General features: G+C 71.2%; 12 protein-coding genes and 1 riboswitch. Of the genes, 6 read left to right on the top strand and 6 right to left on the bottom strand.

Features of this window, described 5'->3' with window-relative positions; all coding sequences use genetic code 11:
* Positions 1-5: 5 nt before the first annotated feature.
* Positions 6-142, bottom strand: a riboswitch (TPP riboswitch).
* Between the two features lie 246 nt (positions 143-388).
* Both ACQZ13_RS26395 and ACQZ13_RS26390 read left to right on the top strand, forming a co-directional pair.
* On the top strand, positions 389-1,252 hold the full coding sequence (locus tag ACQZ13_RS26395) for an energy transducer TonB (RefSeq protein ID WP_431048806.1): 864 nt from the start codon (positions 389-391) through the stop codon (positions 1,250-1,252).
* Positions 1,253-1,410: 158 nt separating this feature from the next.
* Entirely contained in the window at positions 1,411-2,583 is a 1,173-nt protein-coding gene (locus tag ACQZ13_RS26390) for a hypothetical protein (RefSeq protein ID WP_431048805.1), read from the top strand.
* On the opposite strand, the gene ACQZ13_RS26385 is transcribed toward ACQZ13_RS26390, so the two are convergent.
* Positions 2,559-3,500 (bottom strand): LysR family transcriptional regulator, encoded by a 942-nt coding sequence (locus ACQZ13_RS26385; protein ID WP_421035098.1) that lies wholly within the window; start codon positions 3,498-3,500, stop codon positions 2,559-2,561. The two genes, ACQZ13_RS26390 and ACQZ13_RS26385, sit on opposite strands and share 25 nt — an antisense overlap.
* A gap of 154 nt (positions 3,501-3,654) precedes the next feature.
* Between ACQZ13_RS26385 and ACQZ13_RS26380 the strand changes: the two genes are divergently transcribed.
* The 3 genes from ACQZ13_RS26380 to ACQZ13_RS26370 all read left to right on the top strand — a co-directional run bounded on the left by ACQZ13_RS26380 (position 3,655) and on the right by ACQZ13_RS26370 (position 8,586).
* Positions 3,655-4,281, top strand: coding sequence for an FMN-dependent NADH-azoreductase (locus tag ACQZ13_RS26380; RefSeq protein WP_431048803.1), 627 nt, complete (start codon positions 3,655-3,657; stop codon positions 4,279-4,281).
* A 167-nt stretch (positions 4,282-4,448) separates the two neighbouring features.
* Positions 4,449-5,321: a pirin family protein gene (locus ACQZ13_RS26375; RefSeq protein WP_431048802.1), complete on the top strand. Its 873-nt coding sequence runs from the start codon at positions 4,449-4,451 to the stop codon at positions 5,319-5,321.
* Positions 5,322-5,496: 175 nt separating this feature from the next.
* A complete protein-coding gene (locus tag ACQZ13_RS26370) occupies positions 5,497-8,586 on the top strand; it encodes a hypothetical protein (RefSeq protein WP_431048801.1) in 3,090 nt (1,029 codons plus the stop codon).
* Positions 8,587-8,590: 4 nt separating this feature from the next.
* Here the strand turns inward: ACQZ13_RS26370 and ACQZ13_RS26365 are convergent, their stop codons facing one another.
* From ACQZ13_RS26365 to ACQZ13_RS26355, 3 genes are read right to left on the bottom strand one after another with little or no spacing between them, the layout of a single operon-like run.
* Positions 8,591-9,562: a pirin family protein gene (locus tag ACQZ13_RS26365; protein WP_431048800.1), complete on the bottom strand. Its 972-nt coding sequence runs from the start codon at positions 9,560-9,562 to the stop codon at positions 8,591-8,593.
* The gene (gene cueR, locus ACQZ13_RS26360) at positions 9,559-9,981 is read right to left on the bottom strand and encodes a Cu(I)-responsive transcriptional regulator (protein ID WP_431048799.1); all 423 of its coding nucleotides are present in this window, start codon (positions 9,979-9,981) and stop codon (positions 9,559-9,561) included. The genes ACQZ13_RS26365 and cueR overlap by 4 nt, the downstream gene beginning before the upstream one ends.
* The gene (locus ACQZ13_RS26355) at positions 9,978-12,230 is read right to left on the bottom strand and encodes a heavy metal translocating P-type ATPase (protein ID WP_431048798.1); all 2,253 of its coding nucleotides are present in this window, start codon (positions 12,228-12,230) and stop codon (positions 9,978-9,980) included. The genes cueR and ACQZ13_RS26355 overlap by 4 nt, the downstream gene beginning before the upstream one ends.
* Positions 12,231-12,489: 259 nt before the next feature.
* Between ACQZ13_RS26355 and ACQZ13_RS26350 the strand changes: the two genes are divergently transcribed.
* Positions 12,490-12,684, top strand: coding sequence for a heavy-metal-associated domain-containing protein (locus ACQZ13_RS26350; protein WP_431048797.1), 195 nt, complete (start codon positions 12,490-12,492; stop codon positions 12,682-12,684).
* 15 nt (positions 12,685-12,699) lie between these two features.
* Here the strand turns inward: ACQZ13_RS26350 and ACQZ13_RS26345 are convergent, their stop codons facing one another.
* Both ACQZ13_RS26345 and ACQZ13_RS26340 read right to left on the bottom strand, forming a co-directional pair.
* A complete protein-coding gene (locus ACQZ13_RS26345; protein WP_431048796.1) occupies positions 12,700-14,904 on the bottom strand; it encodes a molybdopterin cofactor-binding domain-containing protein in 2,205 nt (734 codons plus the stop codon).
* A gap of 2 nt (positions 14,905-14,906) precedes the next feature.
* Complete coding sequence (locus tag ACQZ13_RS26340) at positions 14,907-15,377, bottom strand: (2Fe-2S)-binding protein (protein ID WP_431048795.1); 471 nt, start codon at positions 15,375-15,377, stop codon at positions 14,907-14,909.
* Position 15,378 lies beyond the last annotated feature (1 nt).

Raw genomic sequence — 15,378 nt, 5'->3', positions numbered from 1 at the left:
GTGCGCCTGGAAGGGCGGGCTCTTCTTACGCCGGTACGAACCGGATCAAGTTCAGCGGGTCCACGGCTTCATCGCCATGTCTCAGCCCGTGTCGTCGATGCGCAAAGCGCGTCGGCGACCCAGGGCTCCCCGGAGCAGGCGCGCAGTATAGGCCGCGCAACACCCGGCCCGGGCGGGACGTGAATTCTTGGACGCAACCTCGATGTCAAGGACCTTCCGAGGTGCTGTTACAACCTGATTCCGGGGAAACACCGGGGAGCGTCACGCGGGTGACTTCTTACACTGCGGCGCTCATGCCGGGGCGCGAAGAAACCGATTTCAACAGCAGCAGACAAGACCGGCGTTCTCTCCAGAAGAGAGCAACCAAGCGCAACGAGAGGGTGGAGTGATGAGCAGTCGACGTCTCCTGAGCGTCCCGCACCGCGGCCTGGCGGTGTGTCAGGTCTTGACCTTGGTGACCCTGGTGTTGGCCTTGCCCCTGACCGCGAGCGTCGCGCAAGCGCAGACCGCGCCGGCGGCGGCCACGTCCGCCGCGGCGGTCGACCCCAAGGCCGCGGATGCCAAGGCGGCGCCGCTGAGCGATGTCGAGCGCGCCAAGCGCGACGCCGACAAGGTGTTCCAGTGGATCAAGTTCCACGCCGAGAAGGGCGAGAAGAAGCCCGCGCACGAAACCAAGGCCGAGGCGCCCAAGCCGGTCGCCAAGCCGGTGGCCGTCGCCGCGCCCGCCCCCGCGCCGGTGGCGCGCCGGCAGGAACCCGACGTCGCCGCCGAGCGTGCGCTCGCGGCCCGCGCGACGCAGGAGAGCGCGGCGGTGCCGGTCGTTGCCTCGCCATCGCCTGCGCCCGCCGCGATCGGTCAATCGAGCGCCCAGACCATCGCGCCGCCGTCGTCCGTGCCGCAGCCGATGTCCGAAGCGCCGGCGCCGCAGGTCGTGTCGATGGCCGCGCCGTCGACCGCCGCGCCGGCCGGCAAGGCGCCCGAGCCCGAACCCGACGACGAACCCGTGCCGCTGAAGCTGCTGCGCAAGGTCGATCCGGAGTACCCGCGCGCCCTGCTGGCGCAACAGCGCGCCGGCTCGGTGCTGGTGCAGTTCACCGTCCGTCCGGACGGCTCGGTCGACGCGGCGCAGGCGCTGCGTTCGCCGGACCGCAAGCTCAGCACGGCGGCGGTCAACGCGGTCAAGCAATGGCGTTTCGGGCCGATCCCGGCGCCGCGCCAGGTCAGCGTGGAGATCGGGTTCCAGGTCGACTGACCTGCGCGCACCCGAACGCGTCCACCTCGACGGTTCTTGCGGCGCACCGACCTCCGGGCTCGGTGCTGCCGGGCGACGACAACCTGGGGCCTTCCATTCCGCCGAACCGCGGCGGCGCAGTTCGAACTGAAGTGGTTTCCACTCTTCAGGCGAATCTGATGGACAACTTCTCTTGTCGATATGACGTTCCGGCGTCGACGACGTCGATCCGGGGCAGCGTCGACGAGTACGCGCGGACCATGGCGGACATGACGGACCGGATCCGCGCGGCCAAGGCGCGGACGCTCATTCCCGGGCCGACCGTGACCGCGTACGAGTTCCAGCGCGGGCCGGGGTTCGCTGCGGCCCGCGAAGCGCTCTACGACAACCTGCTGTTGCTGACGGACCTTCTGATGCTCCTGGCAGAGGGCCGCGACAAGGTGATCCGGGTGAGCGACGCCATCGGTGCCATGGCCCGCTCCTTGTCTACGCACGGTGGACCGTTGATGCAGGAGGAGTTCGAGCTGTACCGCGAGGGCCAGGTCGATCTGCTGGCGCTGTGCAAGGCGCTGCACCAGGATCCTCGGCAGGACACCGCGGTCGCGGCCTGCAACGAACTGGGTCTGGCGTTCGACGGTACGGGCGTATTGAGCGTCGGCGCCGCTGGTGCGATCGCCGGCGCATGGACGGCCGCACAGGCCGAGACCCGTGCCGCCACAGTCCGCGTGACCCCGGAGTCGCGACTGAAAGAAGAGGTCCGGCGGCTTCTGGCGTTGGCCGGCCAGCATCGCCTCGACGCCGAGCTTGCGGCGGTGGCCCTCTATGACCGCTTCCTGTGCGCAGAGCCGACGCGCGGCCAGCACGACCCTGTCGGCAATATGCACTGCTTCGGACTGGATGCGTTGAGCCGACTGCTCGATCGCGCGCAGTGTCCGGGCGTCGATGCCGCAGAAGCAAGGAAGGCATTGAAGGAACTGCTCCTCGGCCTGAACCGGGGGAAGGATGCGGCGAGCGTCATCCTGACGATCCTTCATGGCCGTCTTCTTCCGGCAACCCGGGGGACACCCACGTGCGACGAGGCGCACCGCATCCGCGGTGCCGTTGTGGATGAGGCCGTCCGTGAAGGCGGTGCCGGGTTGCTGGAGAACTTGGCGCCGGAAGCGCGCGAGGAGAGGCTGCGGATGCAAGCCATGGCCGTGAAGGACCTGCTGGGCATCGATTACATCGCGGCAGGGGACGAGGGGCCTGAGGACGCGGGGCTGTTCGACACCTCCGCGGTCCATCTGAAGACGCTGTTGCAGGCGTGCGACCGCGCCGTGGCGCGAGCTCACATCCCGTACATCGCCGCCTGATCGAAGGGCGTGAGCGCCGCGGCCATCGCGTCCAGGAACAGCCGCGTGCGCAGCGGCATCAGGCGACGCTGCGGGAACACCGCCCAGCACGTCGACGGCTCCGCGCACCAGGCCGGCAGCACGCGCAGCAGCTCGCCGCGATCGACGAAGGCCTGCGCGTACTGGTTGCCGACCCAGGTGATGCCCAGGCCCGCGCGGGCCATCTGCAGCAGCATGTCCGGCGCGTTGACCAGCGTGCGGCTGTCGGGCACGCCGACCCATTCGATGCGCTCGTCCGCCTGGGCGTCGACGTTGCCGAACAGCCGCCACGGCAGCGGCTCGCCGGCGCGGCTCAGGATCATCAGGCCGTGCATGCTCAGCAGTCCTTCGGGCAATTGCGGCTCGCCGTGTCGCTCCAGGTATTGCGGTGAGGCATACAAGCCGCTGCTGAACATCGCCAGTCGCCGCGCCGCGAGTTGGCTGTCCGGCGGCAACTGGCCCATGCGCACCGCGATGTCGAAGCCCTCGGCGATCAGGTCCACGCGCCGCGGCGACAGGTCCAGCTCCAGCTGCACCTCCGGATAGTCGCCGACGAAGCGGCTCAGCATCGGCGTCAGCATCTGGTTGGCGAAGTCCGCCGGCATCGACACCCGCAGCCGCCCCGTCGGCCGCTGCTGCCGATGCAGCGCCAGGGCCAGCGCGCCGTCGACCTCGCCCGCGAGCACCCGCGCGTGCTCCAGCACGCCCTGGCCGAACTCGGTCAGCGTCAGCCGCCGCGTGCTGCGCTGGAGCAGCTTCTCGCCGAGCCGCTCCTCCAGTGCCGCGATCCGCCGCGACACGGTGGACTTCGGCAATTGCAGCCGCTCCGCCGCGCGGCTGAAGCTGCCGCTTTCGATCACGCGGGCAAAGACCAGCAGGTCATCGGCATCGAGGCTCATGGACGGGGCGCTCCCGGGGTAGGGAGGGATTGTTCGTTGAATGGAACAATCTTATCCAGTACGGCGTCTTCCGGTGCTGAGGGGCGATCAATACAGTTCATTCCATCCCATCACACCCGGCTAATCCAGCCGAAACGCCCCGGAGAACCGCACCATGAACATCCTCCAGATCAACTCCAGCGCCCGCCGTCTGCATGAGGGCCAAGGCTCGGTCTCGACCCTGCTGGCCAATGAAGTCGTCGCCGAGCTGGTCGCCCGCAACGCCGGCGCCACGACCGTGGTGCACGATCTGGCGGTGCGTCCGCTGCCCGCCATGGACGAAGCGACGCTGGGCGCGCTGTTCACGCCCGCCGACGCCCGCACCCAGGCCCAGGCCGACCGCGTGGCCTTCAACGACCAGCTGATCGCCGAACTGAAGGCCGCCGACGTCATCGTGCTGACCGCGCCGATGATCAACTTCGGCGTGACCTCGCAGCTGAAGAACTGGATCGACTCGGTGGCCCGCGCCGGCGCGACCTTCAAGTACGGCGCCAACGGCCCCGAAGGCCTGGTCACCGGCAAGCAGGTCATCGTCGTCAGCACCCGCGGCGGCGTCTATCGCGGCCAGCCGGCCGACAACATCGTGCCCTACCTGCAGCTGACGCTGGGCTTCCTCGGCATGACCGACGTGAAGTTCGTGCTGGCCGAAGGCCTCAACATGGGCGAGGAAGCCGCGGCCAAGGGCCTGGCCACCGCCCGCGAGGAAATCGCCGCGCTGTTCGGCGAAACGCAACCGGCCTGATCGCCGGTCGGCGCCGCCGGCCCGATCGACCGCGCGCGCCCTCCACGGGGCATGGGGGCTCCCTCCTGGACCCCCAAGCCCCATGCCGGGCCGGCAGCATCCGCTGACGGCCGGCACAGACATCGATCGACATCTCGACATCGCGACATTTCGGAAAGGAATCCATCATGACCGCCGCCACCCCTGTCACCTCTCTTCGGACGCCCCGCCAGGTCGAGCGCCTGGTGCAGGGCAGGGCCACCAGCGACGGCGCGGGCGTCAAGCTGACGCGCGTGCTGACGCAGGATCTGCAGCGGCGTCTGGATCCCTTCCTGATGCTGGATGCGTTCGGCACGGACAACGCCGACGACTACATCGCCGGCTTCCCCGACCATCCGCACCGCGGCTTCGAGACCGTGACCTACATGCTCGAGGGACAGATGCGCCATCGCGACTCGGCGGGCCATGAAGGCCTGCTCGGTCCCGGCGGCGTGCAATGGATGACCGCCGGCCGCGGCGTGATCCATTCGGAGCTGCCCGAACAGCAGGAAGGCCGCATGGAAGGCTTCCAGCTGTGGCTGAACCTGCCCGGCCGCGACAAGATGCGCGACCCCTGGTACCGCGACATCGCCAGCGCCGAGATCCCGGAACTGACGCTGCCGGGTGCGACGGTGCGCGTGATCGCCGGCGAGAGCCACGGCGTGAGCGGCGCGGTGCAGCGCGATGCGACGCAGCCGATCTACCTGGACGTGCATCTGGAACCCGGCGCGACGTTCGAACAGGCGATCCCGTCGACGCACAACGCGTTCCTGTACGTGTATCGGGGCGCGCTGCGCTTCGACACCGGCTGCCTGGTCCCGAGCGGCCGCATGGCGATCCTCGCCAACACGGCCGGGGCGGACGGTGCGCGATTGACGGCGTCCGACGAGGGCGCCCGCGCGATCCTGATCGCCGGGCAGCCGCTGGGCGAGCCGATCGCGCAGTACGGGCCCTTCGTGATGAACACCGAGGGCGAACTGCTGCAGGCGGTGCGGGACTTCCAGGCCGGCAAGTTCGCCTGAGTCCGTCCGTGTTCGTCCGGCGCCGACGACGGTCCGCGGACCGTCCGCAGCGCCACAAGGCCGTCACCGATTCCCCGGAATCGTTGACGGCCTTGACCCGTTCGCACCGATGGGCGCCATGGGGCAGTCGCGGCGGCGGCGTCACCAAGCGGGCTTCGCGATCCCGTGCCGCCGCATGCTGCCCTTCCGTTCCACCCCGCCCTTCCTCGACCACAGCCTGGACCCGGACTTCGGCTTCAGCGCGGACATCGATCCGCCGCCGGCCGGCGGCCGGCGCCGCGCGTCGGACGGCGCCGGGGCGACCGGGCAAGTCCCGACCCTGCAGGAGGCCTGCGACGCGATCGCGGAGGCCGTGGTCGTCCTGCGCGCGCCTGCGGCCGCCAGGGCGCTCGTCGGCCTGGCGCGGCGCGTCGAGGACGCCGCGGATCCGTTGTCGGATGTGGCCCGTCGCGGCTACCTGCTCGGGGAGGGGGCCGGCCGGCTCCAGGCGATGGCGCGTCTGGCCGTGGACGAGCGCATCGCGCCGGATCTCCGGCGCGAGCAGCTGGCGCAGGCCGGCCAGGCCGTCGAGCTCTGCCTGAACGGCCTGGCGATCGAGTGGGACAAGGTCGTGCATCGCCTGAGCTGCGCGGCCGGCGGCGTCACGCAGGCGGCGGCGCTGCGCCGCGCGGAGCTCGTCCGCCAGACGCTGATGGCGGTGGCGCGGACCACGCTCGGACGCGATCCGGCCGAGGGCGGACGGACGCTGACCCGTTTCGAGTCGCACTACGTCGCCGGCCTCGGGCGCCGGCTGCACCTGCCCGAGGCGCTGGCGCTGCCGCCGGATCCCTTCCTCGATGCCGACGCGATCGACGCCGCCGTGGTCGAGCGTGCGCGACGGGCCCTGCAGACCCGGGTCACGCCGGCGGCTGTGGTGTGGTCGATGGCGCAGGAGGCGATCGAGGAGCTGCGTCATCAACTGGTCGAGTCGGGGGCGGATCCCGCGCGGCTGGAGTGTCTGACGCCGGTGCAGGCGGACGTCCAGGAAGCGGGCATCGCCGCGATCGAGCGGCGCCTGGGGCCGGTGGACCGCTGGACGCTGTTCCGCCAGGAGGACGACACGGCGCCGGTCCAACTGCAGGCGGATCCCACCTGCCTGGCCGTGCAGGGGCTGCTCAATCTGATGGCCGAGGGGGCCGTGCCGGTCGCGGAGATCGGTATGCGCCGGCGGCTGTGGCGGGAGGGCGAGCCCCAGCGGCTGCGCCATCTGACCGACGGTCTGTGGTGGATGCAGGCCGGAACGGATCCGCGCTTCGACGCGGGCATGAGCACGCCGGTGGGCCCGCGCGAGTTGCAGGCGCTGGATCGCCTGCCGCTGCTCGTCTTCACGGACGCCGAGTGCGCGGCGCTGGCGCGATCTGCGGTCCTCGCCGGATCCCCGCGCGCGTTGCAGGGGCTGTCGCCGCGCTGGTTGGCGGACCCTGCGCTCGCCGCGCGCTGGTGGCAGCGCCTGGGACCGGGCCGCTGCCGGAAGTGGCTCCACGCCCAATACCTCCATGCCCTGCCGTCGGACACGCGGCATGCGCTGATCCGGGCGGCGGACGAGGCGGGTCATCCGTCGGCCTTCGAGCGTCTGAGGCCGGTCGGTCCGGACGCCACGGCGCGGGCCTGGCGCGCGTGCGACGGGGTGGACGCGGTGATGGTCGCGGTCCGCGGCGGCGACGATGCGCGGCTGCATTGCTGGATGTCGCTGCTCCGGACCGCGGCGCCGGCGCTGAGCGGGCCGGAACGGGGTCAGGCCTTGACGGCGCGCGACGATCAGGGGCGCGCGGCGCTGGCCCATGCGATGTCGCGCGTCGACGGCGAGGCGGCGGTGGGCGAGTTGACGTCGGGGATCCAGGCCATGCGAGCCGCCGGGCTGCCGCTGGAGCCCGACGTCGTCGACCTGCTGGGCGGCGGCGGCCGGATCTGGCCGACGGGCGTGGCCACGGCGCTGGCCGTGGGCGGTGCGCAGTCCATCAGCACCTTCATCGACGCGGCGGAGGCCGCCCTCGGCAAGCCGTCGTTCTGGTTCCGGCAACCCTTGCGCGACCTGCGTCGTCTCGTGTTGAGCGCCAACTCCGTGCAGGACGCGCACCGGCTGGACGGCTTTGCGCTGGCCATGAAGCGCAACCATGCCGAGGCCGTCGGGGTCTGGATGAACTTCCTGCTGCGTCTGCGCCGTCGTGGTGTCCTGGATGCCCAGGACTTCGTCGACGCCGCCGGCGTGCCGCGCGACGACGGGCGCTGCGTCTATCACGCGGCCATGGCGGCCGGATCGGCGCAGGCTGCCGCGACCTATCGGGGTGTGCTCCGCACCGCACGCAAGGACGGCTTGCTCCCGCGCGAATCCGTGTCGCGACTGCTCCTGGGCGACGGCGATGGCGCACATGCGCCGTCGCTGGCGGCCGCGGCCGGCCATGTGGCGGCCTTGCGCGAGCACCTGGAGGCGGAGAAGGCCGTCCTCGGGTTATCGAAAAGCTGGACCCAGAGCCTCGTGGATATCCAGCGCTGGGCCCGGCAGGGCGGTCATGCCGCGATCGGCGCCGCCATGCTGAACGGACAGGTCGAGGCCGTGCGCGTGCTCACCGCTCATGCCGGCGGGCTGTTGCGCGATCAATGGAAAGGCGTGCTGTTCCCGTCGTTCCAGGGGCGCCCGGGGCACGTCTCGGCATTGTGCGTGGCCGTGACGGCCGGACGGCTCGACGTCATCGACGTCTGGTTCGACGCGCTCACGACGCTCGTCGCGGAAGGGCGCGTCCGTCACCGGGACATGCTGACCCTGCTGTCCGGGCGCAGGGGCAAGAAGCCGGGGCTCTTCGATGCCGAGGCCCTGTGGGCACCGACGCCGGTGCTGGACCATCTCCTGGCGTGCGTCGTCGACAGCGCGCTCAAGGCGAGATGGCGCTCGTCCCACGTCGTGCGACTGCTGGGTGCCGGCGCGGGGCAGCACCCAGTGCTGGTCGCAGCGCTGGCGCAGGGGCATGCCGATGCGGTGAGGGTGATAGGCGCCAGCCTCCTGCGCCTGCACGCCCAGGGGACGCTCGACGGCCGCGACCTCCGCCGGTTGCTGTCGCTGAAGGACGCACGCCGGCGGATCGGCATGGATGCGGTGGAGGCGGCGATGGCCGCATACCGCGCACCGGACCCGCGCGCGGTGTCTGCCTATGCCGCGCTGATCCTCGAGGCCGAAGCGCGCGGTCTGTTGCGCGCGAAGCACATCGCCCGTTGGACGACGCGTCGGTGAGCGGTCAGCGCGGCGTCTTGAGCGGCGGCACCACCGGCGCCAGCAGGCGCGGGCCGTCGAAACCGCGGACCTCGCCGAAGCGGCCGCCGTCCTCGCGGCTGTTCCATTCCTCGGCGTAGACCTGCATCTCCTCGCGGGTGCGGCCGACGAAGTTCCAGAACAGCAGCACCGGCTCGCCGAACGGCGGGCCGCCCAGCAGCAGCGCGCGGCTCTTGCCGCCGCCCGACAGCAGCTTCAGCGACTGCGCGCCCGGCGCGATGTAGAGCAGCTCGCCGGGCTTGCTGGCGCCGGTGGACTCTCCGTCGAGCGTTGCCGACAGCTCGCCTTCGAGCACCATCAGGCCGTACTCGTGCTCGGGGTCCAGCGGGATCGACGCCTCGGCCGCGCGCGTCGCGCTCAGGTCCACGCCCAGCAGCGGCGTGTGGCTGGGCACCGGCGAGCGATGGCCGCCGAACTCGCCCACCAGCAGCATCGTGTCGAAGCCGCCCGTCGCGAACGACGGCAGTTCGGGGAAGTGCTCGAACGCCGGCTCGCGATGACGCACCGTGTCGGGCAGCGCGATCCACAGCTGGGCCAGCTGCAGGCGGTCGGACTGCGACTCCTCCGTGTGGCTGATGCCCCGGCCCGCGGTCATCAGGTTCACCTGGCCGGGTCGCAGCATCTGCTCGGAGCCCAGGCTGTCGCGATGCAGCACCTCGCCCTCGATCATCCAGCTGAAGGTCTGCAGGCCGGTGTGCGGATGCGGGCCCACGCGCATCCGGTTGTCCGGCGTCAGGTCGGCCGGGCCGGCGTGATCGAGGAAACACCAGGCCGCGATCATGCGGCGCTTCGGTGTCGGCACCGCGCGCCGGATCGTCAGGCCGCCGACGTTGCCGAGGTGCGCGGCGATGCGTTCCCAGCGCGCCGGGACCGGATCGGTGGGCAGACCGGCGGAGGCCTGTCCGGAGGGGCTGGAAGGATCGGAGGGCGCGGTCATGGGGTGGCTCCTTGTGCGAGGTCGTCGAGGATGGGGCAATCGGGGCGGTCGTCGCCGTGGCAGCAGTCCGCGAGCTCGGCCAGCGCGCGGCGCATCGCCTGCATCTCGGCCAGGCGGCGGTCCAGGTCGGCGATGTGCGTCTGCGCGATGCGCTTGACCTGGCCGCTGGCGCGGCGGCGGTTCTGCCAGAGCTTCACCAGCTCGGCGATCTCCGCCATCGAGAAGCCCAGATCGCGCGCGCGGCGGATGAAGCGCAGCGTGTGCACCTCCTTCTCGCCGTAGAGCCGGTAGCCCGACTCCGTGCGGGCGACCGGCGGCAGCAGCCCCAGCGATTCGTAGTGGCGCAGCATCTTCGGCGACACGCCGGAGCGCTCGGCCGCCTGGCCGATGGTCAGCGGCGGGGTCAGCGGTGAGGTCATCGTGCGGATCCCTTCCAGCGCTTGAGCAGCAGCGCGTTGCCCAGCACCGACACGCTGGACAGCGCCATCGCCGCGCCGGCGATCACCGGGCTCAGCAGCCCCAGCGCCGCCAGCGGCACGCCCAGCAGGTTGTAGATGAAGGCCCAGAACAGGTTCTGGCGGATCTTGGCGACCGTCGCGCGGGACAACGCGATCGCTTCGGCCACGAGTCGAGGATCGCCGCGCATCAGCGTGATGCCGGCCGCCTCCATCGCCACGTCCGTGCCGCCGCCCATCGCCAGGCCCACGTCCGCGGCGGCCAGCGCCGGCGCGTCGTTGATGCCGTCGCCCACCATCGCCACGTGCGTGCCGTCGGCGCGCAGTCCGGCCACGATGCGGGCCTTGTCCTCGGGCAGCAGCTCGGCGCGCACCTCGTCCAGTCCCAGCGCATCGCCAGTGGCCTTCGCGGCGGCCGCGTTGTCGCCGCTGAGCATCAGCGTACGCAGGCCCAGTGCCTTCAGATCGGCGATCGCCGCGGCCGACGAAGCCTTGGCGCGGTCGCCGAAAGCGAGCATCGCCAGCAGCACCGGCGCGCCCGGTCCGTCGGCGGCGGCGAGCCACGACAGCGTGCGCCCCTGAGCGAGCGCCGAATCGGCCTGTGCCTGGAGCGGCGACAGGTCGACGCCGAGCTCCGCCATCCAGCGGCCGCTGCCCAGCATCAGCGCGCGGGCCTGGACGCGGCCTTCGATGCCGCGGCCTGCGACTGCGCGCACCGACGCGGCCGGCGCCGTCGTCAGCGCGCGCTCGAACGCGGCGTCGCGCACCGCGCGGGCCAGCGGGTGCTCGCTCCCCATCTGCAGCGCCGCCGCGAGGCCCAGCGCGTCCGCCTCGCCGACACCAGTCGCCGCGACGAAGTCCGTCAGCCGCGGCTTGCCTTCCGTCAGCGTCCCGGTCTTGTCGAACACGACCAGCTCGACGCGACGCGCCTGCTCCAGCGCCTCGGCGTCCTTGATCAGCAGGCCGCGGCGCGCGGCGACGCCGGTGCCGACCATGATCGCCGCCGGCGTCGCCAGACCCAGCGCGCACGGGCAGGCGATCACCAGCACGGCGACGGCGTGGATCAGCGCGCGTTCCCAGTCGCCGGTGGAGAACCCCCACGCCAGCAGCGTCACCGCCGCGATGACCAGCACCGCCGGCACGAACACCGCGCTGACCTGGTCGACCAGCCGCTGGATGGGCGCCTTGTGCGCCTGCGCGGACTCCACCAGACGCACGATCCGCGACAGCGTCGATTCCGCGCCCAGCGCCGTGACCTCCACCAGCAGCCGGCCGTCGCCGTTGACCGCGCCGCCGACGACGCGGTCGCCTTCGGCCTTGTCCACCGGCAGGCTCTCGCCGCTGATCAGCGACTCGTCGACCGCGCTGCGGCCCTCGCGGATGCGGCCGTCGGCGGGGATGCGCTCGCCGGGACGGACCACCATCAGATCCTTCAGGCGCAGTTGCGCGAGCGGGACGTCCACCTCCATCCCGAGTTCGGCGGGGCCGCGGCGCACGCGGGCGAATTCGGGGCGGAGCTGCTTCAGCGCGGCGATCGCGCTCAGCGTCTGGCGTTTCGCGCGGCCTTCCAGCCACTTGCCCAGCAGCACCAGCGTGATGACGGCGGCGGCCGATTCGAAGTACAGCGCCGGGCTCATCGGTCCTTGCCGCAGCAGTTCGTAGACGCTCAGGCCGTAGGCGGCGCTGGTGCCCAGGGCGACGAGCAGGTCCATGTTGCCGCTGCGGTCCTTCAGCGCGGCCCAGCCGGCGCGGAAGAAGCGGGCGCCCAGCCAGAACTGCACGGGGGTGGCCAGCGCGAGCTGCCACCAGCCGGACAGCATCCAGTGCGCGCCCCAGGCCATGGCGATCATGGGTGCGATGAGCGGCAGCGTCAGCAGGGCGGCGGTCAGCACGGGCCAGCCGGTGGCGGTCCAGGGCGGTGGCGTTGCTGGGGTGTCGTCGTCGGCGACGATCGGGTGGGCTTCGTAGCCGGCCTTGGTGATGGCGGCGACGAGTGCGGCAACGAGCGCGTCGGCGGCGATGCCGGCGGGTGCGCGCACGGTGGCGCTTTCGGTGGCGAGATTGACTTCGGCGCTTTCCACGCCGGGCACCTTGCGCAGGGCGCGTTCGACGCGGTTGACGCAGCTGGCGCAGGTCATGCCGGACACGGCGAGCTGGAGCTCGTGGGCGGTGCTTCCTGCGGCGGTGATGGGAGGGGTGGTGGCGGTATTCATGGCGTCAGTCTCAAGCTTGCCATGATGGGAAGGTCAAGGCCATGCCCCGGATGGGAGATTTCGCGAAGGCCGAGGCCCGAGGCGCTCGGTGGTTCGGTCGGAGGGATCCGGTGCCGGCCGACCGATTTGCGGAACATGTGCAGCGTATGAGGGCGGCCGGCACCGGATCCCGCAGACTTGCTCGGTCGTCGAACGCTTGACCTTCCCATGGTGGCAAGGTTTACGCTTCGTCCTGTTGATTGACCGGAAGGACTCCGACATGCATGAATTCAAGCTTCCCGACATGAGCTGCGGTCACTGCCGCGCGGCGGTGACCGAGGCGGTCAAGGAGGTCGACGAGCACGCTGAGGTGAACGTCGACCTGGCGCAGAAGACGGTGACGGTGGCGAGCGGGCTGAGCCGCGAGCAACTGGCGGGTGTGCTCAGCGAGGCCGGCTACCCGCCGGCCTCGTGAGCGGAGAGCAGGCGTTCAGGCCTGCTTGAGCGCTTCGCTGTCGAACGGCAGCTGGCGCAGGCGCTTGCCGGTGGCAGCGAAGATCGCGTTGGCCACGGCGGGTGCGATCGGCGGCGTGCCGGGTTCGCCGATGCCGCCGGGGGGCTCGTTGCTCTGCACGATGTGCACGTCGACCTTGGGCATCTCGTTCAGGCGCAGCACGGGGTAGTCGTGGAAATTGCTCTGTTCGACCTTCCCGTCCTTGAAGGTGATGCGTCCGTACAGCGCCGCTGACAGTCCGTAGACCACTGCGCCTTCGATCTGGCGGGAGATGGTCTGCGGGTTGACGGTCTGCCCGCAGTCGACGGCCGCGGTCACGCGGTGGACGGTGATGCCGCCGTCCTTGGCCACGGACACCTCGGCCACTTCCGCGACCCAGGTGCCGAAGCTTTCCGCCACGGCGATGCCGCGATGGCGGCCCTTGGGCAGCGGGCGGCTCCATCCGGCCTTCTCGGCCGCGAGCAGCAGCACGCCGCGCGCGCGCGGGTGCTTCTCCAACAACGACAGGCGGTACTTGAGCGGATCGATCTTCGCCGCATGCGCCAGCTCGTCGATGAAGCTCTCGATGAAGAACGCGTTCTGCGAGTGGCCCACCGAACGCCAGAACCACACCTGCGGGCCCGGTTCCGCGCGGCCGTAGGCGATGCGCTGGTGCGGGATCTCGTAGGGGTGGTCCGCGAGTCCTTCGACGGCCATCGAATCGACGCCGTTCTCCGGGATCTTCATGAAGCCCGACGCGGCCATGATGGACGGGCTGGCCACGTCCGCGCGCAGCATCAGCGGCTGGCCCTTGTCGTCGAGGCCTGCCTCGAAGCGCACGCGCGACGTCGGCCGGTAGTAGCCGGCGGCCATGTCATCTTCGCGGGCGTAGATCAGCTTGACCGGACTGCCGCTCAGCTTGGACAGCAGCGTCGCGTCGATGGTGAAGTCCGGCGCGAAGCGGCGCCCGAAGCCGCCGCCCAGCAGCATCGTGTGGACCTTCACCTTGGCCGGCGTGACCTGCGCCACCTGCGACAGGATGCCCTGCGCCGGGCCCTGGCTCTGCGTGCCGGCCCAGATGGTGACCTCGTCGCCCTTGACCCAGGCCAGGCAGTTCAGCGGCTCCATCGCGGCGTGCGCGAGGTAGGGCACGTCGTACTGCGCCGTCAGGTTGCGCGCGGCGTTGGCGCTGCCGTCCTTGACGTTGCCCACGTCGCGCGCGATCGCCGTGGCGTTCTGCAGGCCTTCGTCGAGCGAGGCGGACACCTTGTCCGAGGACAGGTCGGCGTGCGCGCCCAGGTCCCACTCGATGCCGAGCGCGTCCCGGCCCTGCCGGGCGGCCCAGTAGCCGTCCGCCAGCACCGCCACCCCCGACGGGATCGCGATGACCTTGCGCACGCCCTTGATGGCCTTGGCCTTGCCTTCGTCGAAGGCCTTGGGCCTGGCGCCGGCGATAGGCGCGCGCGCCATCACCGCGACCAGCAGGCCGTCCACGTGCGCGTCGATGCCGAACTTGGCCGTGCCGTTGATCTTGGAGGCGCTGTCCAGACGGCGCGTCGGCTTGCCCATGATGCGGAAGTCCTTGCGGTCCTTCAGCGTCGGCTTCTCCGGCACCGGCTGCTTCGCGGCGGCGCCGACCAGGGAGCCGTACGTCGCCTTGCGGCCGTTCGGACCGATCACCTGGCCGCGCTCGGTGCGCAGCGTCGAGGCATCGACCTTCCACTGCTGCGCCGCCGCGGCGACCAGCATCTGACGCGCCGCGGCGCCGGCCTGGCGCACCGGGGTCCAGTGCGCGCGCACCGTCGTGCTGCCGCCGGTGGCCTGCATGCCGAACATCGGGTTGTTGTAGGCCGCGTCCGCCGGGGCCTGCTCGACGGAGACCAGCGCCCAGTCGGCGTCCAGCTCCTCGGCCACCATCATCGGGATCGCGGTCAGCACGCCCTGGCCCATCTCGGCCGAGCCGCAGACGACGGTGACCTTGTTGTCCGGCGTGATGCGCAGCCAGGCGTTGGGCGCGAAGGTGTTGGAAGCGGTGCCCGCCGTCGTCTGCGCAAGCGCCGCGCGGCCGGCGGCCAGCGGCAGGGCGAAGGACACAGTCAGCGCCGCGCCGCTCTTGAGCAGCGAGCGGCGGCTGGGGGAGGCGGAGGCGGTAGAGGCGGCGGCCGATGCCGCGGACATCGCGTCCTTGTCGAAGGCCATCATGATCAGCCTCCCTTCGCCAGCGTGGCCGAGGCGTCGTGGATCGCCGCCCGGATCTGGTTGTAGGTGCCGCAGCGGCACACGTTGCCGCTCATCGCGCCGTCGATGTCGGCGTCGCTCGGCTTCTTCTTGCCGGCCAGCAGCGCGCAGGCGCTCATGATCTGGCCGCTCTGGCAGTAGCCGCACTGCGGCACGTCGATCTTCAGCCATGCGTGCTGCACCGCGCGGCCGGCGGGCGTCGCACCGACGCCTTCGATCGTGGTGATCTTCTTGCCGGCGGCCGACTCCAGCGGCGTCTGGCACGAGCGCACGGGCTGACCGTCCAGGTGCACGGTGCAGGCGCCGCACAGCGCCATGCCGCAGCCGAACTTGGTGCCGGTCAGTTGCAGGTCTTCCCGCAGCGCCCACAGCAGGGGCATCTGCGGATCGGCATCGAGCGTCACCGCCTTGCCGTTCACGGTCATCGAAATGGACATG

Origin of the sequence: Roseateles sp. L2-2 (assembly GCF_050613215.1) — a bacterium.
Classification (GTDB): domain Bacteria; phylum Pseudomonadota; class Gammaproteobacteria; order Burkholderiales; family Burkholderiaceae_C; genus Roseateles; species Roseateles noduli.
Note: the sequence above shows the minus strand (reverse complement) of the source record. Positions and strands in the feature narration are given on the sequence as shown.